Here is a 21,615-nt window from a genome sequence, read left to right on the forward strand (position 1 = left end):
GGAAGAAGAACCAGTATGAATAATGATGACATGAAAATCAGTATCCTTGCCAGCGGAAGCGGCGGCAACGTCAGTTACATCGAAACACCGGATCACAAGATTCTTTGCGATGCCGGGCTTTCCGGTAAGAAAATTGAAGCCTTGATGAAGTCAATTGGCCGTGATTTAAGCGATGTCGATTCCCTCTTTGTCACCCATGAACATTCCGATCATCGGCTCAGTGCCGGTGTTTTAGCCCGAAAATACGGTATTCAGGTATACGCCAATGAAGGCACTTGGAATGCGATGGCGCCACGAATCGGAAAGGTTTCCGACGATCAAAAAAATATTATGCCGCCGGATAGTGTCATGGATATGGGCGATATTGATGTTGAGAGCTTTTCGGTTTCACATGATGCCGCTGAGCCGCAATTCTATGTCTTTCACCATAACAACAAATCCTTCGTTATCCTAACTGATACCGGCTACGTTTCCGACCGAATGGAAGGCGTCATCAAGGATGCCGATGGTTATTTGTTGGAATGTAATCACGATATTGAAATGTTGGAGAACGGTGACTATCCGTGGATGACCAAGAAGCGGATTCTGAGTGATCAGGGACATTTGTCCAACGAGGATGGTGCAAACGCAATGCTCGATGTGATTGGGCACCGAACCAAGAAAGTCTTCCTGGGACACCGAAGCCTTCATAACAACATGAAGACCCTGGCACATCTAACGGTTGCTTCCATTTTGGAGGATCACGATATGGGTGTCGGCGAAGACTTCAAGCTGTATGACACCTCTCAGGACCACGCCTCGCCTTTAATGATTATTTAAAGAGTCTTTAGATAATTCTAAACTTTTAAACACACTCTCGTCATAAAAAAAGGTTATTATAAGTAATATAAAACAATAGGGAGGCACACTAATTGGCACAAAATAATGGTTTTGGAAAATTCATTGCGACTGCCGTTATCGCCGGCGCGCTCGGCGGTGGAATTACTTACGGCGGTGTTTCATATTTTAATAACAATAATAATGGAACAGGAACAGAGCTGGTCTCTGGTACGAACAAGAATGGCAACACCAAGGTCAGCAATGTGAAAGTGAACCTCAATACCCAAGCAGAAAAGGCGTTCAATGCGACTAAGAGCACTGTCGTTTCTGTGATTAATTTACAAAAACAAAGTTCAAGTGATGATACATTATCCGGAATTTTGGGTCAGATTCAAGGCGGTTCTTCAAGTAAAAAGAAGAGCAGTGGTGAACTTGAAGCTTCCAGTGAAGGATCCGGTGTGATTTACAAGAAGAGCGGCAATACTGCTTACATCGTTACTAATAACCACGTGGTTGCCGGTGCCAATGCTTTGGAGATCATCCTAAGTGACGGTTCCAAGGTTTCCGCTTCGGTTGTTGGTAAAGATGCCGTGAGTGACTTGGCCGTTATCAAGATTAACTCTGATAAGGTTAAGAAAGTTGCGACATTTGGCGATTCGGACAACATTAAAGTTGCCGAACCAGTTCTTGCCATTGGTTCACCACTTGGTTCTCAGTACGCAACATCAGTCACTCAAGGAATTATTTCCGCTAAGAAACGGGAAGTTCCGCAAACCTCTGAAAGTGGTGCCCAAATTGGTAACGCAACGGTTATTCAGACCGATGCAGCTATTAACCCTGGTAATTCAGGTGGTCCATTGATTAACTTCGCCGGCCAGGTTGTCGGAATCAACTCAATGAAGTTGGCATCTGATCAACAAGGAACCAGCGTTGAAGGAATGGGCTTTGCTATTCCAAGTAATGAAGTGGTTATGATTATTAACCAGTTGATTAAGAACGGTCAAGTTATCCGTCCAGCATTAGGAATCGGCTACACTGATTTGTCTAATATTTCCGAACAGCAGCAACGCTCAATTTTGAAGCTGCCTAAGAGTGTCACTCAAGGGGCCGTTGTCCTTAACGTCAACTCAAATTCACCTGCTAAGCGGGCTGGATTGGCTAAATACGATGTTATTACCAAGTTGGATGGCACGAAGATTACTCAACAGAGTCAATTACGTGATATCCTCTATAAGCACAAGATCGGTGATAAGATTTCGGTTACTTACTACCACAAAGGTGATAAGAAGACCAGCACAATTACTTTGAACGAAAAAGCAACCAGTAAAGTATTAAGTGAAGCAACTAAATAAAATAGAGATGTTTGATAACCCTCGTTCGTCAGTTGATGAATGAGGGTTATTTTTATGGAAAATAGTTTGGGCGGTTTTACTTACTTAACACAAGTGTAATACTTAATATGCGTGTAATATTAATTAATGACCTTATGAGATACAATTAAGGTGTATCAAAAATATGCAAAAGGGGAAATGCACATGAGAATTCATATTAAGCAGTCGGTAATCATCTCTCTTGCCGCTTTTGGTTTGCTTGCAGCTGTTGGGGCTACAAATGCTCAAAATGCCAGTGCCAAATCAAGAGTGAGAGTCACTTCCAACGTGAAGTTAAGGACTGATGGTTCAACGAGAAACGTTGCGTTCACGGGGAAAGCAGGCTTGTACACCAAAGCTTCTTCACTGAAGAGCGCTAAGAAGGTTGCTACAACGATTACTTTGAAAGATCTTGCACGATCTAAAAAATCAACCAAGAACGTTCGAGCATATCGAGTTGCAAGAACCAATAAAGGTAAAGTCTATTACAAGGTTGTCACCTTTGATGGTCATTATCGTGGCTGGATTTATGGCGGCCGAAGCAAGGCTGTCTTTGCCGGTGGTTTGAAATCTTATCAAACTTTCCAGCAAGGTTCTCTTACGAATGATATGTCCAACAATACATTCCAGTTTGCAAATCCGGGAACTGCTAATGACAACCAGACGGTTACATACAAGCAACCAGCTTGGACGCAATATAAGATTGGTCGTCAGGTAACTGATTCAACACCTTACGCAACCGTTAATTATAAGATTGATCAAGCGGGAACCAGAACTCGCGAAGGTGACCAATGGGTTCACATTTACGCTACAAATGGTAACTCAGGTGCCGATGGCTGGATTCTATATTCCGGCTTAAAGACCGCCTCAAATAACTCACCAATCGCTGATAACGCCATCCGAATTAACTTGGTTGATTCAGCAACCGGTTCATCAATTACATCAGTTGATTACGCCAAGAGTGGTGCCACTAAGGGTGCGACTGTTGGTTCAAACGTCAACGGTGCTTGGAAACTGGATTCAAACGATTCAAGCGCAATTCAATCACAAATTTCAGCTGCCCTTTCACCATTAGGCTACACTGGATTTACGTTAACTCCTGGCCAAATTGCCGCAATTGCTCAAGGGACATTTGGTTCAAGCGTGACAATTTCAGTTGTAAAGCCAACAATCAACAAGGCCGTTCGAATCGTTTTGACTGATCCAAATGGAAATGTCATCAATTCGATTGATTACACAAATGCCAATGCGGTAAATGGTAATCAGTTGGAACCTTAAACGGATCAACTTGGACATTAGCTGCTGCCGACGCAACTGCTATTCAAACCAAATTGGTCGATGCATTGAAGGGAACCGGTTATGAATTAAGTGCCAACAACACTTTGACCACTGAACAACAAGCGTTGATTGCTCAAACAACATTCGGTAACCAAGTTTCCATTAAGACGGTTGCTGTAAATCCAATTACGGATAATGAAGTTCAGTTATCATTTGTGGATCCTGATGGTAAGGCAGTTGGTCCACTTAAATTAACTAAGGGAACTAATGATAAGACTGCTTTGGATACCATTAAGGCTGCGGTAAAGGATGATCCGACATCATCAAATTCAGCTACTGTTCAAAAAGCTTATACAGAATTATTAACTGCTGCCGGTATTAAAGGCTACACAGTTGCTGGTCTCAGCGACACACAGACAAAGGCTAATTTAAATGCTATCAAAGGTGCTACTTATGGTAAGGATGTTAAGTTGACTGTTGCTAAGATTCCTGTGAAAGCTTTGGCTTCGAGCTTTACTTTCTTCCAGCATCTTAGTGGTTGGGTAACAAAAGATGTCCCAGTTAATTATTTTGAAAGCTCAAATGGTCAACGAAACTCAGATACAAACTTTGCTAAAGCATTGGCTGCTGATTCAAATTTGAATGGGTATGCCGGTAATACAGTTTCAGTTACTAGCTTTAACACTGCACTTAAGGACCAACATTTGGATACCATTTACTATGCTGCAAAAAATGATGGCTTTTTGGGTGCTGCCAAAACTCATTTAGCAGCAAGTGATTTTGGTGGATCGACTGATTCTATTTTTGCTCCTGCAATGGCAGGAACAACAATTTATATCTATAAGATTACCATCACTGCTAAGGCAAACGATAATACCGTTGCACTTGATAACGGGCAGAATATTGATACACCATTGTTTGACAAGAATGGCAATGTTACTATCGGAACAACTCCTGTAAAAGTAGGATTGAAATACACCCAAGATGGTGATGACAAGAAAGTTACTCTTGATAGTACGAATTTCAAAGCACAATCACTTGCTGAACTCTACAATAAATAATTGATACTTGTTTGACTAACACATTTAAGGACTTCCATTCTAATGATTAGGAATAGAAGTCCTTTTTGCTGTAAAATCTTTTATCAGCTTTCCGTAGATCGTTCAACTGGAATGCACAATATAACCCCCTCCTGCGTCTGGAACACGTTATATTCCTCGTGCTGGGGATTTATATCGGCGGGGAGTGGTAACGTCACTGAGCCGTTTTTATTGATTAATTTGACTAACATTTGCTTCATCTCCAATCTTTTGGGACAGATTTGTTCGGATTATGCGATTAATATCTGCGAAAACCTGTTCGATTTCTCCGCAAACATTGGATTTTCGAACAAATTACGAACGGCTTTATGAAATAGCTTGAACTTGTACCGTACACGTTATATAAATACGAACAACCAGCCGAGTTTCATTCAAAAGATTCATAGGATGTAAAAATTCGATAAACTATCCACATTTTGTCTGTGGATAACTCTGTGGACAATCCACAGGGTTCTGTCATCCATTGGTAGAATAACGTTGAATAGTTATCCCCCGAATGGGCAAAGTTATCCACAGAAATTGTGGATAACTTTTTTTGGCCTAAAAAAGGGGTTTGTTCGTCGCAACAAAGACTGATATAATAGGGTTTGCGGTGATAGATTGCGAACACACGTTGTCCACAGTTTTGTGGATAACATTTTTGGCTCTTGACATTTTTTAAAATAATGCGGGTCCCAAAAAAATTAGTTATGTGCGGCGAATTGTCAAACTAAGTGCAACGGTTTGTCAAAAAATACTTCATATGGGGTTTCATAGTTTAACACTTTGCGAGGACGTTGATTTAACTGCTTTTGGCAGTGTTCAACGTCCTGTTCTGTATAATTATCAATATCTGTTCGCTTGGGAAAATATTCCCGGATTAATCCATTTGTATTCTCATTTGTTCCACGCTGTTCAGGCGAATATGGATCGGGCCAATAGACAGTAACACCTAACCTTTCGCTGATTTCATCAAGATGAAGAAATTCGGTCCCATGATCTGGTGTAATAGAATGAACAAATTCTTTAGGAATGTCCCCTAACAGTTCAACTAAGCCTTTATTTATCTCCTGCGAGTCCTTTTGCACAACCTTTTTGATAAGCGTAAGCCGACTAAGCCGATCGACAACCGTTAAAAGGATGGAGTGACCCGTTCGACCAATCACAGTATCAATTTCCCAGTCACCTATACGTTGACGCTGGTTGATAAAACCAGGGCGCTCATGGATCGAGATATAGTCGGTCTGTACTTCTCGATGTCGTCTAGTATTCTTTGAATGCCGAGTCCGATGTTTATGTCTGAGATGGCGCTGAATACCGGTATCACCACGTGAGGAGTACTTCTCACCTAAATTGTGTTGATAGATATGACGGTAAATTGTGTTGTAGCTAACACACCATTGATGTTCCTTATTAAAGCGAGCGGTAATCTGCTCTGGTGACCAGTGCAGATCTAAGATGTAATGAACAATTTGACGACGTAATTGTGGATGGCTGTCTAATAGTCGCTTCTTGTGACAATTCTGCCGCTTTTGATGATAGTCATTATCTGCTTTGCTTGGGGAATAATTACCTGCACAACGTTTTAACTCCCGTGAAATAGTGCTTGGATTTCGCCCCAGCCGTAACGCAACAGCCCGGATAGATAACCCCTTAGCTCGTAAAAACATAAGTATTTCACGTTCTTTTATAGTAAGATGTTTATAGCTCATACCGGATACCTCGAATTGTTTGATTTGGTCGTTAAACAGATTCTACCCGGTATGGGTTTATTTTTTTACTTTGTGTTGCATTTCAATTGTAAATTCGCCGCATAAACCTGTGGATAACTCTGTGGACAACTTGTTTATAAACCCTGTTTTTTACACAGGATCATTCACCATTTGGAGGAAATGACATATTGAATATCAAATTAGTGGTTGTTGGCAAACTCAAAGAAAAGTATTTTAAGCAGGGGATTGCGGAATACGCAAAGCGGTTATCGCGTTTCTGTAAATTTCGGATTGTGGAAGTTCCCGATGAAAAAGCCCCTGAATCTCTCAGCCAGGCAGAGATGGATGAGGTGATGGATAAAGAAGGTGCCCGAATTTTGGACAAAATCAAAGACCGCGAGTACGTATATGCACTTGCGATCCTTGGTAAGGAGCGATCTTCAGAAGAGTTCGCAAAGGAGATTGCCGATTTGACCACGTACGGTCATTCCGATATCACCTTTGTCATCGGAGGTTCGCTCGGGTTATCGAAGCACGTTCTCGATCGTGCGGATACCCAGATTTCATTTGGCCGATTTACATTGCCCCATCAATTGATGCGATTGGTGCTGTCAGAGCAGATATACCGGGCTTTTATGATTAATGAAGGTAGCCCGTATCATAAATAAACGTCGAGATGTATCCTTTACCAGAAGGGATGCATCTTTTTTTATTGACTGTTTTCGGTTATCCACAGACCGTTGTTAAAATGCAAACTCCAAAATAGACGTTGCAATTCTTTCTTAGATATACTAATCATCACAATTGTTAGAAGGAATTCATGCAGACAAATGATTTGGAGGGAAATAGATGAACAAAGATCAGCAAAATGGACGAAAGCCTTGGTTCAAGAAGTGGTGGGTCTGGGCATTAGTCGTGTTTGGCCTCATCATGGCCGGTGGTGCTTTATCGGGTGGTGAAAATGACTCGGCCAGTAACAAGTCGGAAACGGCTTCGTCTGCCAAAAGTCAGTCATCCAATGATCGTCAGTTAAAGGACAGTTACCATGTTGGCCAAGTCGTTAATTACAAAGGGTACAAGTTCAAGGTCAATCGGGTGACTTACTATGATGGCAGTCAACTTGATAAACCAAAAAGCGGAAACCGGTATGTGATTTGCAACGTGACGATTAAAAATGACACCGGTAAGAAGCAATCATACACTCCAATGGATTTCCAATTGAATGCGAACGGAAATTCAACGAACATGATGGAAATATTAACCTCAGAGAAACATTCCAGAGATACATTGGAAAGTGGTGATCTCAATCCGGGTGCCAGCGTGACCGGAAACTTAATCGGTCAAGCCAAACGAGACGCGGATTTAAAGCTGCAATACCAACCATCAATTTGGAATGATGAAACGGTTAAAGTGGCACTTTATTAGTCTCCTGGTTAACATCTGCGCAGCATATCGTATACAATAAGAGTGTAAGCGTTTTATATATCACAAGGAGGCTTTTTCATGACAGATCGTTTAAAGAATAAGGTAGCTATTATTACCGGTGCCGGATCAGGAATGGGTGCTGCGATGGCCAAGCTGTTTGCTGCTGAAGGCGCAAAGGTTGTTGCTGCCGATTTGAATAAAGATCGGGTGAATGAAGTTGTTACAAATATTGCCAAAGACGGTGGGGGTGAAGTAGCTTCCATTAAGACTGACGTTTCCGATGAAGAAGATATCAAGGCAATGTTTAAGTTCGCTAAAGATAAATTTGGGCAAATTGATATTGTTGTTAACAATGCTGGAATTATGGATAACATGGCACCAATTGGTGATTTGACCGATGAGATGTGGAAGAAAGTCTTCGCCGTCAATACTGACAGTGTCATGTACGCAACTCGTGAAGCCGTTAAGGAATTTCTGCCTAAAAAGCAGGGTGTTATTTTGAATATCGCCTCGGTTGGTGGAACCAACGGCGCCCGTGCCGGCGTTGCCTACACGGCTTCCAAGCATGCGGTTGTTGGAATTACCAAGAATACAGCTTATATGTATCAAAAAGAAGGAATTCGGGTCAACGCGATTGCACCTGGTGGCATCAAGACCAACATTGCTCAATCGATGGGTAAGAACATTGATAAGTTTGGCTTTGACAGACAATCGCAAGGGATGGCAACATCGCCAGAACCCGGAACTTCAGAGGAAATCGCAAACGCCGCATTGTTCCTGGTTTCCGACGAAGCCAGTTATGTCAATGGAGCGGTATTGCCAGTTGACGGTTCGTGGACCGCTTATTAAAATTGAATATTTTGATGATCATTATTGCAAGCCGTGGGGAATTCCCTGCGGCTTTTTTATGTGGACAATATTCCAAAGTATAGGTTTAACTTCTAATATGAACGAAAAGCGATTGGTAAGATTAACTCACTCATTATTTTTCTTCACCAGCAGTAATAATGAAAACTGCGAAGTGAATGCGGACATGATTTCAGTTGTATTGTTTTCAAGAAATTCGTTTCTGTCGTTCTTCGATACTTTAACCAAGATCGTTGATAAATAAGTTTGAAATTAAAAATGTTTTCCTCAATTCGTTGTATCCTCACATTACGATGTCATATTTGAATATTAATGCAAAATATTGCCATGTTATTGACATAAAGTTGAAATGGTTTATGATAATATTAATTAAAATTCAATGAGGAAATGGGGAAAACGTATGAGAATTTCTAATTTTAAAAAATTACTCTTATCTACTAGCATTATTGGAACAATGGTTTTACTTGTAGGATGTGGTTCAAAAAGTTCTAATCAAAATTCAAAAAAACTTTCAGGAAATCAGAAGATTAATCTATCTACCACAGCAGAAATTACAAGTTTAGACTTATCAAAAATATATGATAAAACATCATTTATTCAGGTTGATGAGACGTTTGAAGGTTTATATAGATATGATGAGAATGGAAATGTTGATCCTGCGTTGGCTACAAAGACTCGGATTTCCAAAGATGGCAAAACATACACGATTGATATTAGGCATAATGCAAAATGGAGCAATGGGGACCCTGTTACAGCGAATGATTTTGTCTATTCTTGGCAACGCGCGGTTAATCCGAAAACAGCCAGTCAATATACTTATCTTTTTGATAACGTTAAAAACGCAAGTGCAATTGTTAATGGGAAGCTTTTACCAAGTAAACTTGGAATCAAAGCTATTGGGAAATATCAGCTAAAAGTACAGCTTGCAAGACCAACGACTTATTTCAAAATGGTTATGGCACGAGAGACACTATATCCACTTGATAAAAAAGTAGTTGAGAAGTATGGGAAAAACTATGGAACTTCAGCAAAGACTACGGTGTATAATGGTCCGTTCAAAAACGTCGGCTGGACAGGAACGAATGATTCTTGGAAACTTGTAAAAAATAACCAATATTGGGATAAAAAAGCAGTTAAGTTGTCTCAAATCAACTACACAGTTGCAAAATCTCCAAGTACTGCATACAACTTATTTCAATCCGGAAAGCTTGACCTTATAAGTCTTGTTGGTGAACAAGCAAAACAACTTGGAAAAAGTAAGGACGCCGTTAAACGACCTCTCGCTGCAACAGAATATTTACAATATAATCAACGAAAAGGTGTGTTTAAGAACCGAAACTTACGGCTGGCTTTTTCATTGGCTTTAAACCGAAGTCAATTAATTAACAAAGTTATGCAAAACGGTTCTATTGTTTCAAAAGGATTTGTACCTGCAGATTTTGCAAAGAATCCTAAAACCGGTGAGGATTTTGCGAAGGAAGCTTATGTTCCAGGAACGGTTGATCACGATTCAGCAAAAGCAAAGCAATATTATAAAAAGGCTTTATCACATTTGGGTAAAAAGAATTTAACGATCAAATTGTTATCAGCTGACGATGATCAAACTAAGAACGTAATAGAGTTTATTCAAAGTGAACTTCAAGAAACTTTACCCGGCCTAAAGATTGAATCCAATAGCATGCCATTTCCATCAATGCTTGCAAGATCATCTGCTGGCAATTTTGATGTGAACTTTACCGGCTGGTCTGCAGACTTTGCTGATCCAATCTCATTTCTTTCTCAGTTTACCTCTCACAATCCTGAGAATAATGGAAAATGGGAGAATAAACAGTTTGATCAAGCAATTAAAGATTCCAATAACAAAGATGCGAACAATTCCACAAAGAGATGGGAAGATTTGATTAATGCTGAGAAGATTCTGGCAACCGATCAAGGGATTACTCCCATCTATCAAGCAAATGGAATTGACCTTGTAAACCCTAAGCTTAAAGGTGTTGTATATGATCGGATTAATGGGCATTACGATTATAGAACAGCTTATTTGACAAAATAATATGAAAAAGAGGTATTTATCTTGGATAAGAAGTTATCACTAAATTTAATTGAGCATTTATCTAATGCGAATGGTCCTAGTGGATTTGAGGATGAAGTGAAAGACTATGTAGTGCAAACGGCAGCTAGTTTTAGTTCTGTTCATGCCGATCATATGAATAATGTGTATCTGAAAAATAAACAGAATTCACCGGCAAAAGGGAAAACTCTGATGCTAGATTCCCATCTTGATGCAGTTGGTCTAATTGTTCAAGCAATCAAGCCAAATGGTACGATCAAGTTTGTTCCCCTTGGTGGTTGGGTTCCTGCAAACTTAACAGCCGAGAAGATGCGAATTCGCAATCAAGATGGTGAATGGATAACTGGATTGGTTGCTACAAAGCCACCTCATTTCATGACCGAGGCGGAAAAGAAAAAGCCCATTGATATAGCTAACTTAGTAATTGATGTTGGAACAAACAGTGCAGAAGAAACTAGGGAAGTATTAAAAATCGATACAGGATGCCCCATAGCACCTGATACTAAATGGGAGTACTTTAAAACGCAAGATGTCATGATGGGGAAAGCCTTTGATAACCGAATTGGAACAGCTTGTTTGATGACCGCAATGGAAGATTTAGCAGACAAAGACTTGAAAATCAATTTAATTGGTGCAATAGCTTCTCAAGAAGAAGTTGGTTGTCGGGGTGCAAAAGTTACTATTAAAAAAGTCCATCCTGATATTGCTATTTGCCTTGAAGGATGTCCAGCCGATGATACATTCACACCTGAATGGTTGATTCAAACCGGGTTAAAGCGTGGACCAATGCTTCGTGATATGGATACTTCTTTTATTGCTAATCCTCATTTCCAACAACTTGCTGTTGACCAAGCCAACAAAAATGGTATTCCATTCACACGAGCAGTCCGAACTGGTGGTGGAATCGATGGATCCGAATTGCTGGAGTATCAAGGTGCACCAACTATTTGTATTGGGATTCCTGTTCGTTATGAACATACTAATTACGGTATGGTAGCATATGATGACTTTGAAAATACTGTTAAGCTGTTAGAAGCTATCATTTTGAGCTTAAGTGATCAAGTCATTGAATCTTTATAAAGTAAGGAGCTGGATCATTTGAATAAAAAGTATGTAATTGGGGTCCCTTCTGAAGTTCGCGTTATCAACAATCTGGACCGCAACGTTGTCAACAATCCCGAAGTGGCGGCCATCATCAAGCATGGCGGTGCGCCAATTCTGATTCCCACCCGGAATCCTGAGTTGATGGTTCAATACATTGATTTGATTGATGGTCTGCTCCTCCCGGGTGGACCGGATGTTGCCCCTCAATTTTACGGTGAAGAACCGGTTCCGTTGTTGGGTGACACCGACCGGCTTCTCGATCAAAGCAGCATTGAACTCACCAAGTTGGCAATTGAACGTCACAAACCAATCTTTGCGATCTGCCGAGGGATGCAGGTCGTCAACGTCGCTCTTGGCGGAACCCTTTATCAAGATATGGGAAGCCAAAGAGAGAAACCGGTTCTCCAACATTATCAAAAAGCGCCAATGGATCAGGGAACCCACACCATTTCAATTAACGCGGATTCTTATCTCGCCCAAATAATTGGCCATGATGACAAGGTTTATGTAAACAGTCATCACCATGAAGCGATTAAAGCTGTTTCGTCCCAATTAAAGATTTCAGCCCTTGCTAAAGATGGCATTATTGAAGGCGTTGAAAGCCTTGATGACGATTTGATTGTCGGAGTTCAGTGGCATCCGGAAGCCATGTTTAAAACCGATGAAAAACAAGATGCTTTGTTTGCGAACTTTATGAAACGTGTCGGAAAGTTTGCAAAAGCCGATTAGATCCAAAAACGCCCACCAGCCTGGTGAGCGTTTTTCCTATTTATCATGTCCATCGTCTTCGTGCATGCCGATGTAATAGCCATCCATGTAGCCGTTGTCGTATTCACCGTTGTCCCTTGGGGAGTCGGGATCTTCCCAGCGAATCCGTTTGGGATGCCGCTTTCGCCAACGATGATGCCAGATGCCATAAATAACCAGCAAAATGAGGAGCAGGCGGATAACCAGCCCGTCAAATGACAAACCTTGATTAATTTGTTTCTTGCTGCTGACATGGCTGACCAGAAAACCATTCATGAGCCTTGCTGTCGATAAAATATTTTTTCCCGACATTTCTTTAAAGTTCATCCGGTGAGTGAGAATAAAATCTTGAACCTGGCCTAACGCTTGGCCAAACGGATCTGACATGACCGGTATGACATGGTACTTTAATTGGGGATCAACCAAAATGAGGTTAATTTCATCTCTGGCAGGCATTCCGGCAATTCCAATGGTTCCTGAATCGGTCAGGTTTTTGATATGCTTCTTTAGAAATATATCGGTGTATGAAAAGGCGTCATTACTTAAGTTACCAAAACTAAACCCACTGTCTTCAATATCTTCGTACTCAACCCAGTCAGCTTTCAGCTCCTTTGGCGTTTTGTTTGTCGTAATCACCCAGATTTGTTGGGGATGTCTTTTGTTCATCAGATTCTTGTTCATTCGATGAATCTGGTCGTTGTCCAGCAAATGCAGTTGGTCGTCGATGACTGGCGTAGGGTGGGTTGCCGCACGTGAAATTGCCGGCTGAAATGTGATCCAAAACAGTGTGGCAAGGAGCGCCAACAACCATTTTTCCGGATGATTGAACCTCATTGGATTACCCCCTCGAATTTTATACGGTGAGTATATCATCAGACAATTGTGGGAGGGTGCGGTTCAATCTTTTCATTTAATTTAGAATAATCACTATTGATTTTCATGAAAATGGCTTACTATTGAAGGTGGATTTACAAGGAATGAAAAAACGGAGGCTTTATTCGTGCAACTGAAAACCGCAAATAATTATTTACTACTAACAGAACGAATCGGAAAAAAGCCAATGCTGCGAACAAGATTTACGGCCCAGGCTTATTTTGTTTTTGGCGCATTACTGGATTTAATGGATCAGGGTGTTTTGACCATTGATAATTCCATTGAAGTCAAAGATCAAAGTAAATTCGACAATCTGCCAACCTATCTGGATGGATTGAAGAATCGAATTCTCGAAGAAATTAAGAAGAAAGGCAGTTTGGTTCAATCTCTTGATCTGATTACCAGCTGGGATATTGCCAACGAAATTTATGACGGTGTTGGTGCTGAACTGCTGAATGACAAGTTAGTCGAGAAAAAGTCTGTTAAAACCAATTTGGATACCCACACAATTTATCTACCCACTGATGAGGCCCGTAAAAAGGTGGTTAATTACCTGCGTGAGCAAATGCTGTCTGACAAGGTTGAAGTTCCCGCAATTAGCTTGGTTGTCATCTTTGAACAGATGGATGCTTTGAAGTGGTTGTTTACCGATAAGGAAGAATTGAACACGTTGACAGAAACGTTCCAACAGAATGATTCGAAGACACCCCTTTATAAGAAGGAAAAAGCCTTGGCAAAAACTGCTCAAGATATTATTACCAAGAAAAAGTTTTGGTTTGATTCCTGGTTGAGTTAAAAATGTTAAATAAATGAAGAAAATATCGACAAATGCTGTCTCCATAGGGATGCAGCATTTTTTATTTGATTTCATCAGCGAAAATTATTATCAATCATTTATAAAGCGCTTTCACGGCAATATCATGCAGATCCAATGAATTGACCAGGTTAAACGGTTGCGCAACTATTTTTCCGGATAAATACCTTTGTAATGACTATCATAAAGGCATTTATAGGCCAAGTAGATATTCGTTGACATCGATTAGGAAAACGTTTACCATACAAAGTGAATCAGATGATAGCTACTGAGCAATTATTTATTGGAGGAATTCATTATGACATTGATTTTAAATACTTGGATTTTTGAATCAGATGTTCAAAAAGGTGCGAGGCAAGCTGATTTAGTCGAACGGGCTCACCGGCTCGGTGCAGATGGTATTGAAGTTCGTCGTGAATATTTTAAGGATCTCGACGGCGAATTACCGGAAGTTGCCAAGCAGGCCCAAGCTCACAATATGATTGTTAATTATAGTGTCCCAGACGTTGTCTTCGAACCTGATGGCTCGGTCAATCCCAAGTTGTCACAATACTTCGATGAAGGCAAGACACTGGGTATCAGTAAGATTAAATTCAACACCGGAAACTTTGACAAATTTACCGGCGACTTAAAGAAAGAATTGGAAAAATTCCCAATAGACGATATTGAAATGAACGTTGAAAATGACCAAACTGCCGTATCCGGCACGGTTGAAGCAATTAAGACCTTCTTAACGGCTGCCCGAAAAGCTGGATTGAATCAGATTGGATATGTTTATGATTTAGGTAACTGGGCATTTACTCATGGGGATGCAACCGAAGCAGCCAAGGAATTAGCACCATTTACCCATTACATTCATTTGAAGAACACAATCGACCACGATGGTGAATTGACAACGTCAGATGATTTGGATGAAGGCGTCTTTGACTGGCGGAAATTATTAACGTATCTGCCATCAGATGTTCAATTTGCTTTGGAATACCCAATGGAAAACGATTCTCACATTGCTCAACAAGTTAAATTGCTCAAAAAAGAGGTAGGTGAATAATGTCATGACATCCACAATTATTTCGGTGCTTCTGTTACTTACGTTTGCCGGCTTTATCTATTACATCATTAAGGGCGGTAACCTGATGATTGGCTTCTTCATCATGGCGATTCTGTGGTCGGTAATCGGGATGGTGCCGTTCAACACAGCTATTCAAAAGGTTTTCGCTGAGCCAGCGTTGAATTATGGACCAACGATTATCTACATTGTCTTTGGTTCCTGGTTTGGCCGGGTGTTGGTTGATAGTGGGATTGCGCCGGCAATTTCAGAAACAACTAACAAAGTTGGTAAAAAACGGCCGTTGATCGCCGCAATCCTGGTAATCTTTGTCACCACACTGATTTTTGTTAGCGCTTACGGTGTTGGTTCAGTTATCGCCATTGGCGTTATTCTGTTACCAATTCTGCTGTCAGTTGGAATGCCTCGTGACCTGGCACTTTCAGTATTCGCCTTGTCAATTGGTGCCCCAATGTACATCAACGTTGTTCTCTTCAATCAAATTAAGGCATTCTTCCCCAAAGCCATTTACGGTGGCAAATACCTTGAATTTGGAATTGTCGCAACTTTAATTCAGGTTGTCGCAATTATCGTGTTCCTGATTCTTCATCGTAAGAAGATCAATCCGGCAAATGCCGAAAAGAATTTGGAAATTATTGGTGCCGTTGATGCGGATCAAGCTCAGATCAAGAGTGTGCCAAAAATTACATTTATTATTCCAGTTGTGCCTGTGTTCATGAATATGGTATTTGGTTGGGATGCAATTCCTGCCTTAACATTGGCAACCCTGCTGGCAATCTTCTTAACCGGAAACGGCAGTGGCTGGAAGAAATTCAGTGATTTCTTGAACAGCACAATCAAACAATCAATTAGTGATATTGCCGGCTTGATCATGTTCTTAATGGCATTGATCATGTTCTCCGGGGCTGCTTCAATCAATGCACCACGGTTCAAACCGATTTTTGAAGCAATCCTGCCAAACAGTCATTTAGTCCTTGCCCTCATGCTTGGTGTATTGGCACCATTGGCATTGTTCCGTGGCCCATTACATGTATGGGGTGCTGGCGCAGCAACGGCAGCCGTTCTTTCGGGAACCGGACTATTCAGCGATGCATTCCTGCTGCCACTGTTGTATGTCCCATCACTAATGGCTGTTTCAACTGATATTACTCAGTCATGGAACGTTTGGGGACTTGATTACATGAAAGTTGATACCAAGAGTTTCTTAAAACTCGGCATCCCAGTGATGTGGATTGTGTCTATCCTAAATGAACTTTTGGTTTACTACTTCTTTGGCAGATAAAGTTGTTGGATGAATTGAAGTCTTAAAGAAAAGAGGAAATTAACATGAGTGAAGTTATTACAGTTGGTGAACCCGTTGTTACTTTTGCATCACAGGATGCGGATAAATCGTTGGCGGATGCCCGATACTGGCGAAAGATTCTTGGCGGTGCCGAGTTAAACGTTGCTATTGGTGTTAAGCGGCTGGGACATTCCGTTGAGTATATTTCACGAGTGGGCCAAGACCCACTAGGCGACTATGCAATTAAGCGAATTGCAAGTCATTCAGTTGGCAGTCAGTATATTTCCCGGGACCCGGTTTATTGGACCGGTCACCAATTAAAGCAATTGGTAACCAAAGGTGATCCAGTTACTTTTAACTACCGAACCAATTCCGCCGCATCACATTTGACCAGTGAGATTATGGATGAAGTTGATTTGGACGGTGTCAAAATCGCTCATATGTCAGGAATTTTCCCAGCAATTTCCGATACGGCGGAAGAATCATTCCGTTCATTATTGAAGCGGTTAGTTGAAAAAGACATTTTGACCACCTTTGATCCCAACCTGCGGCCAGCGCTTTGGAGCAGCAAGGAAAAGATGATCAGCACCATTAATGAATTAGCCGGCTCTGCCAACATCGTTTTACCGGGTGTTGAAGAGGGTAAAATTTTGATGGGGTCCAGTGATCCGGAAGAAATTGCCGACTTCTATCTTAAAGGTAAGAGAACCGATACGGTCTGTGTTAAAATTGGGCCGGCCGGAGTATACGTTAAGACTAAAGACGGCAATAGTTACACTGTTAAAGGCTTCAAGGTTGATAAAGTCGTTGATACCGTTGGTGCCGGCGATGGCTTCGCACTTGGCGTGATCACTGCTTTGCTTGACGGCAAATCAATGAAAGCTGCTGCTTTGAGAGGAAACGCAGTTGGCGCCCTTCAGGTTCAAACACCTGGCGATAATGACGGCTACCCAACTCCGGAAGAATTAAAGAAATTCTATGAAAAAGAAGGAGTATCTGAAGACTAATGAAATTACAAGCTGCGATTGACCGAGTATCTTTGGGCGACGCCATTACACTGGCTCACAAGCTGGATGGGATCGCTGACGTGATTGAATTTGGAACTTCATTGGTGAAGGATTATGGCCTTTATATGATTAAGGAAAATCCTGTAAACCTGAAGCATTCCAAGTTGTTATTGGATTTAAAGACAATTGACGAAGGCCCTTATGAATTTGAAAAGGGATTTGAAGCAAACGGTGATATTCTAACGGTGATGGCTGGCTCTTCATACGATACCATCAGTAAAATTTATGATATTACTGAAAAGCAGCACAAAGAAATGCTGATTGATTTGCTTGAAGTTGACGATGATAAAATTAAAGAAATTGCCAACTTTGACAACGCCATTTATGGTCTGCACCATTCAAAAGATGCTGAAGGTAATTTTGACGCAATCAGTGCAACAGCCGATTTCCATCAGAAGTTCCCGGCTATCAAACGAGTAGCGGTTGCCGGCGGAATTGACTTTGACCAGGCTAAAGGCTTGGCTGAGCAAGGCATTGCCGATACGGTGATCGTTGGCGGTAAGATTGCCGGAACCGATGATCCGGTTAAGGCAGCTACGGAATTCAAGGAGGCAATGACAATATGACATTAATTAATGATGTAATGCATGAAGTCAATGAAGTCATGGGTTTGGTTAAAGAAGATCAAATTGATGATGCTGAAAAGGTTATTCAAAAGGATCGCCGAATTTTCGTCCTGGGTGCTGGTCGCTCGGGCTTGATGGCTAAGGGATTTGCGATGCGCTTAATGCATATTGGTTACACCGTTTATGTCATTGGCGAAACCATCACGCCATCTGTTCAAAAGGGTGATGTTCTGGTATCCGTATCCGGTTCAGGTAAGACCGGGATGGTTGTTGAGCCGACTGAAAAAGCCAAGGCTGACGGCGTCAAGATTGTGGCCGTTACCAGCAATGCAGAATCGCCATTAGCTAAGCTTGGGGATGCAGTTATCGTGGTTCCTGGCGCTACCAAAGCCGGTGATGGGGTTAAATCCATCCAGTTGTTGAGTACTTTGTTTGATCAAAGTGTTCACATTACTTTGGATGTTTTATGTCTCAAGCTGAGTCGTCGGGATCACGTTTCAAATGATGCTGCCAAAGCTGAGCACAGTAACATGGAATAATCAATTTGTCGGACGTTTGGGAGGAAAGATAGATGCTGCAGAAGATAGATACATTAAGTAAGATTCGGGATACCGGAGTTGTTGCGGTTCTTCGTGGTGATTCCAAAGAGGAGACATCAAAGGCTGCGGTTGCCTGTATAAAGGGCGGCTTAAACGCGATTGAATTGACGTTTACCGCGCCTCACGCGGATGAAATCATTGAGGAACTCAATCGTGATTATCCAAATGGCCAGGCACTGATTGGTGCTGGGACCGTGCTTGATGCATCAACCGCCAGAATTGCGATTTTGGCCGGGGCAAAGTTTGTTGTAAGTCCATCATTTTCAAAGGCCGTCGCCAAACTTTGTAATCTTTACAGCATTCCATACATTCCCGGATGTATGACCCCAAGCGATATTCAAACGGCTTTGAGTTATGGATCAGATATTATTAAGTTGTTCCCGGCAGCGATTGTTGGACCGGAAATGATTTCCGAACTTCGGGGACCGTTTCCAAATGTCAATCTGATGGCAACCGGGGGTGTGACCCTGGCCAACTTGAAGGATTGGTTTGATAACGGTACGACGATTGTCGGCGTCGGCGGCAGTTTGACTGCTCCCGCAAAAGATGGTGATTTTGCCCAAGTGGCGAAAAATGCCAAGGCTTACCGAGACGAATTTAATCAGATTCAGAGTGAGTCGTTAAGATAAAATTGACGAATCGTCTGCAGGCTGTGTCCTTTAAAATGTTAAATTCATTTGTGGGGGATGGAGCCTGTTTGTTGCGGTTATTTAAGTTAACCAGTCATTATGTTAAATTATGAATATGGGTAATATCGAAATAGTAAAAGTTTTATCCGAGTAAAGTTGAATTGGAGAAAATGCGATGGAAAAGAAAAGTCAAAAACATGGTAATTCGGTTGTGAAGATGCGGGATGTTGCCGCATTAGCCGATGTTTCAATTGCGACAGTTTCGCGTTATCTTAACGGGAATCTGGATCGCATGTCCACTGAAACGGCTAATCGGGTAGCCGATGCCATTGATAAGCTCAATTACGTTCCCAACTCGGCTGCCAGACAGATGGTTAAGAAATCATCCGGATTGGTCGCCGTGATTGCCGGCAATATTGACGACTTCTTTTCCACTGAAATGTTCAAAGGGATCAACGCAATGCTTGAAAGCAAGGGTTACGTTGGCGTTTTGTTTGACTCCAATTCGGATTTGGATCGGGAAAAACGATTGATGCAAATTGTTAGTAACCAGATATTTGATGGTGCAATTCTTCAGCCATACAATGCAGTTTCAGTGATTCAAGACACAATCAAACGGCCAATGCCAATTGTGATTGCCGACCGGGAAATTGAACAGTCCCCTTGGCCCCAGATTGTCACCAATAACTACGAAATTGCCCGTCAGGCAACCCAGTACTATAAAGATAAAGGGTTCAAACGGGTGATTATGATCACTTCCAGCTTAACAATGGCCGCCAACCGACGGGACCGGTATTACGGGATTCAGTCAGTGATTAATAACATTGACGTTTTGGAAGTTTCTGAAAAGTCCTATAACCATAAGAAAGTTCTCCAGCAGTTGGTCACTTTGATCAACGGATCCCAAGAAGATACTTTAATCTTTGCGTTAAAGGAACGCTGGTTAACGGAATTTATTCCGCGGCTGTTCTACAAAGGGTTGATTGACGACAAACACGTTGCGGTTACCGGCTTTTCTGATACCGGAACTGCTCAATATATCGATCCCAAGACAAAGTTGATTTCCCAGGATCCTTATCTAATTGGTGCCGATTCCGGTGAAGTGATGGTTAACTTGTTGGAAGGCAAGAAGCAGGAGCCGGAAAAGATTATTGTTCCGGCGAAGTTTGGTTAAATTTGAATTCATTGAGTGGCATTCGAGTGGTTGTTGAAAATATGGAGGCATAATCATGGTATATTCAGCAGCTCAAGATCGTTACGATAAAATGCCGGTTAGAAGATCAGGACATTCCGGACTTCAACTCCCAATCCTATCATTAGGACTCTGGCGCGGTTTTGGAAGTCTGGCAGATTATGATAATTCCAGAAAAACGGTTTTGACAGCCTTTGATCATGGCATTTTTCACTTTGATTTGGCAAACAATTACGGTCCCAAACCTGGAACAGCGGAAGAAACCTTTGGCAAAATCATGGATCAGGATTTACGCCCCTATCGGGATGAGTTGATCGTGACCACCAAGGCCGGCTTCGATATGTGGCCAGGGCCTTATGGGCATTTTGATTCCAAGAAGACGTTGGTATCCAGCCTTGATCAAAGCCTTAAACGAATGCATTTGGACTATGTGGACATTTTTTACTCACACCGACCGGATCCGAATACCAAATTTGAAGAGACCGCCGATGCCTTGGCTGGAATCGTTCAAAGCGGCAAGGCCCTGTATATTGGGATTTCCAATTACGATACCAAGGAATCCGCACAGATGGGCAAACTATTGAACGAGCGGCATGTGCCGTTTGTATTGAATCAATTCTCGTATAACATGCTGAATCAAGAGGCTGAAACAACTGGCCTGCTTGACGAGATGGAAAGATTGGATGCCGGCTTGATTGCTTATGGCCCATTGGCGGAAGGCTTGCTGTCGGACAGATATTTGAATGGCATTCCTGATACTTTTCCAGTTCATCGAACCAATAAGTTCTTGTTTGATAAGGGCAGTGATAAGTTGGTCGAAAAGCTGAATCAGTTGAATCAGATTGCCGAGAACCGTGGCCAGACGCTGGCACAGATGTCTTTGGCTTGGCTGTTGAAGAGCGCAATCGTGACGAGTGTCATTCTTGGAACTTCACATGCCAACCATCTGTTGGATAACTTGAAGGTGCTGGATAATCTTGAGCTGTCCAATGACGAGTTGGTTGCTATCGATGGGATTATTAACGGATAAATGAATGTAAAAGTCATCCATTCTG

21 protein-coding genes are annotated in these 21,615 nt (G+C 41.7%); 19 read left to right on the forward strand and 2 right to left on the reverse strand.

Going from position 1 to position 21,615, the window contains the following annotated elements; genetic code table 11:
* Nucleotides 1–15 precede the first annotated feature (15 nt).
* The 4 genes from DNL43_RS05085 to DNL43_RS12220 all read left to right on the forward strand — a co-directional run bounded on the left by DNL43_RS05085 (nucleotide 16) and on the right by DNL43_RS12220 (nucleotide 4,528).
* Nucleotides 16–819 (forward strand): MBL fold metallo-hydrolase, encoded by an 804-nt coding sequence (locus DNL43_RS05085; protein ID WP_056981362.1) that lies wholly within the window; start codon nucleotides 16–18, stop codon nucleotides 817–819.
* 92 nt (nucleotides 820–911) lie between these two features.
* Complete coding sequence (locus tag DNL43_RS05090) at nucleotides 912–2,171, forward strand: S1C family serine protease (RefSeq protein WP_054768914.1); 1,260 nt, start codon at nucleotides 912–914, stop codon at nucleotides 2,169–2,171.
* Nucleotides 2,172–2,354: 183 nt separating this feature from the next.
* Nucleotides 2,355–3,467 (forward strand): hypothetical protein, encoded by a 1,113-nt coding sequence (locus DNL43_RS12215; RefSeq protein WP_225364658.1) that lies wholly within the window; start codon nucleotides 2,355–2,357, stop codon nucleotides 3,465–3,467.
* 53 nt (nucleotides 3,468–3,520) lie between these two features.
* Complete coding sequence (locus DNL43_RS12220) at nucleotides 3,521–4,528, forward strand: hypothetical protein (RefSeq protein ID WP_225366621.1); 1,008 nt, start codon at nucleotides 3,521–3,523, stop codon at nucleotides 4,526–4,528.
* Between the two features lie 743 nt (nucleotides 4,529–5,271).
* On the opposite strand, the gene DNL43_RS05100 is transcribed toward DNL43_RS12220, so the two are convergent.
* On the reverse strand, nucleotides 5,272–6,258 hold the full coding sequence (locus tag DNL43_RS05100) for an IS30 family transposase (RefSeq protein WP_109249238.1): 987 nt from the start codon (nucleotides 6,256–6,258) through the stop codon (nucleotides 5,272–5,274).
* A gap of 188 nt (nucleotides 6,259–6,446) precedes the next feature.
* Between DNL43_RS05100 and rlmH the strand changes: the two genes are divergently transcribed.
* The 6 genes from rlmH to DNL43_RS05130 all read left to right on the forward strand — a co-directional run bounded on the left by rlmH (nucleotide 6,447) and on the right by DNL43_RS05130 (nucleotide 12,454).
* Nucleotides 6,447–6,926 carry a 23S rRNA (pseudouridine(1915)-N(3))-methyltransferase RlmH gene (gene rlmH / locus DNL43_RS05105; protein WP_054768915.1) on the forward strand — a complete coding sequence of 160 codons (480 nt, stop codon included), beginning with the start codon at nucleotides 6,447–6,449 and terminating at the stop codon, nucleotides 6,924–6,926.
* Nucleotides 6,927–7,107: 181 nt separating this feature from the next.
* Nucleotides 7,108–7,683: a DUF4352 domain-containing protein gene (locus DNL43_RS05110; RefSeq protein ID WP_054768916.1), complete on the forward strand. Its 576-nt coding sequence runs from the start codon at nucleotides 7,108–7,110 to the stop codon at nucleotides 7,681–7,683.
* 78 nt (nucleotides 7,684–7,761) lie between these two features.
* Nucleotides 7,762–8,532: a glucose 1-dehydrogenase gene (locus DNL43_RS05115; RefSeq protein WP_056981360.1), complete on the forward strand. Its 771-nt coding sequence runs from the start codon at nucleotides 7,762–7,764 to the stop codon at nucleotides 8,530–8,532.
* Between the two features lie 418 nt (nucleotides 8,533–8,950).
* Nucleotides 8,951–10,603 (forward strand): peptide ABC transporter substrate-binding protein, encoded by a 1,653-nt coding sequence (locus tag DNL43_RS05120; protein WP_056981358.1) that lies wholly within the window; start codon nucleotides 8,951–8,953, stop codon nucleotides 10,601–10,603.
* Nucleotides 10,604–10,624: 21 nt separating this feature from the next.
* The gene (locus tag DNL43_RS05125) at nucleotides 10,625–11,701 is read left to right on the forward strand and encodes a M42 family metallopeptidase (protein WP_056981357.1); all 1,077 of its coding nucleotides are present in this window, start codon (nucleotides 10,625–10,627) and stop codon (nucleotides 11,699–11,701) included.
* Between the two features lie 18 nt (nucleotides 11,702–11,719).
* Nucleotides 11,720–12,454 (forward strand): gamma-glutamyl-gamma-aminobutyrate hydrolase family protein, encoded by a 735-nt coding sequence (locus DNL43_RS05130; RefSeq protein ID WP_056981355.1) that lies wholly within the window; start codon nucleotides 11,720–11,722, stop codon nucleotides 12,452–12,454.
* A 36-nt stretch (nucleotides 12,455–12,490) separates the two neighbouring features.
* On the opposite strand, the gene DNL43_RS05135 is transcribed toward DNL43_RS05130, so the two are convergent.
* Nucleotides 12,491–13,306 carry a hypothetical protein gene (locus tag DNL43_RS05135; protein WP_056981353.1) on the reverse strand — a complete coding sequence of 272 codons (816 nt, stop codon included), beginning with the start codon at nucleotides 13,304–13,306 and terminating at the stop codon, nucleotides 12,491–12,493.
* Nucleotides 13,307–13,472: 166 nt separating this feature from the next.
* Between DNL43_RS05135 and DNL43_RS05140 the strand changes: the two genes are divergently transcribed.
* The 9 genes from DNL43_RS05140 to DNL43_RS05180 all read left to right on the forward strand — a co-directional run bounded on the left by DNL43_RS05140 (nucleotide 13,473) and on the right by DNL43_RS05180 (nucleotide 21,590).
* Nucleotides 13,473–14,141, forward strand: a complete 669-nt coding sequence (locus DNL43_RS05140; protein WP_056981351.1) for a hypothetical protein — start codon at nucleotides 13,473–13,475, stop codon at nucleotides 14,139–14,141.
* Nucleotides 14,142–14,457: 316 nt separating this feature from the next.
* Nucleotides 14,458–15,207 (forward strand): sugar phosphate isomerase/epimerase family protein, encoded by a 750-nt coding sequence (locus DNL43_RS05145; protein WP_056981349.1) that lies wholly within the window; start codon nucleotides 14,458–14,460, stop codon nucleotides 15,205–15,207.
* Between the two features lie 4 nt (nucleotides 15,208–15,211).
* Nucleotides 15,212–16,507: a hypothetical protein gene (locus DNL43_RS05150; protein ID WP_054768920.1), complete on the forward strand. Its 1,296-nt coding sequence runs from the start codon at nucleotides 15,212–15,214 to the stop codon at nucleotides 16,505–16,507.
* Between the two features lie 44 nt (nucleotides 16,508–16,551).
* Nucleotides 16,552–17,514, forward strand: coding sequence for a sugar kinase (locus DNL43_RS05155; protein ID WP_054768921.1), 963 nt, complete (start codon nucleotides 16,552–16,554; stop codon nucleotides 17,512–17,514).
* On the forward strand, nucleotides 17,514–18,140 hold the full coding sequence (locus DNL43_RS05160; protein WP_054768922.1) for an orotidine 5'-phosphate decarboxylase / HUMPS family protein: 627 nt from the start codon (nucleotides 17,514–17,516) through the stop codon (nucleotides 18,138–18,140). The genes DNL43_RS05155 and DNL43_RS05160 overlap by 1 nt, the downstream gene beginning before the upstream one ends.
* Nucleotides 18,137–18,679 carry a 6-phospho-3-hexuloisomerase gene (gene hxlB, locus DNL43_RS05165; RefSeq protein ID WP_054768923.1) on the forward strand — a complete coding sequence of 181 codons (543 nt, stop codon included), beginning with the start codon at nucleotides 18,137–18,139 and terminating at the stop codon, nucleotides 18,677–18,679. The genes DNL43_RS05160 and hxlB overlap by 4 nt, the downstream gene beginning before the upstream one ends.
* Nucleotides 18,680–18,714: 35 nt before the next feature.
* Nucleotides 18,715–19,368: a bifunctional 2-keto-4-hydroxyglutarate aldolase/2-keto-3-deoxy-6-phosphogluconate aldolase gene (locus DNL43_RS05170; protein WP_054768937.1), complete on the forward strand. Its 654-nt coding sequence runs from the start codon at nucleotides 18,715–18,717 to the stop codon at nucleotides 19,366–19,368.
* 175 nt (nucleotides 19,369–19,543) lie between these two features.
* The gene (locus DNL43_RS05175; protein ID WP_056981347.1) at nucleotides 19,544–20,542 is read left to right on the forward strand and encodes a LacI family DNA-binding transcriptional regulator; all 999 of its coding nucleotides are present in this window, start codon (nucleotides 19,544–19,546) and stop codon (nucleotides 20,540–20,542) included.
* 55 nt (nucleotides 20,543–20,597) lie between these two features.
* Nucleotides 20,598–21,590 carry an aldo/keto reductase gene (locus DNL43_RS05180; RefSeq protein ID WP_056981345.1) on the forward strand — a complete coding sequence of 331 codons (993 nt, stop codon included), beginning with the start codon at nucleotides 20,598–20,600 and terminating at the stop codon, nucleotides 21,588–21,590.
* Nucleotides 21,591–21,615 lie beyond the last annotated feature (25 nt).

This window comes from Lentilactobacillus kefiri, from assembly GCF_009739535.1.
GTDB classification, from domain to species: Bacteria; Bacillota; Bacilli; order Lactobacillales; family Lactobacillaceae; genus Lentilactobacillus; species Lentilactobacillus kefiri.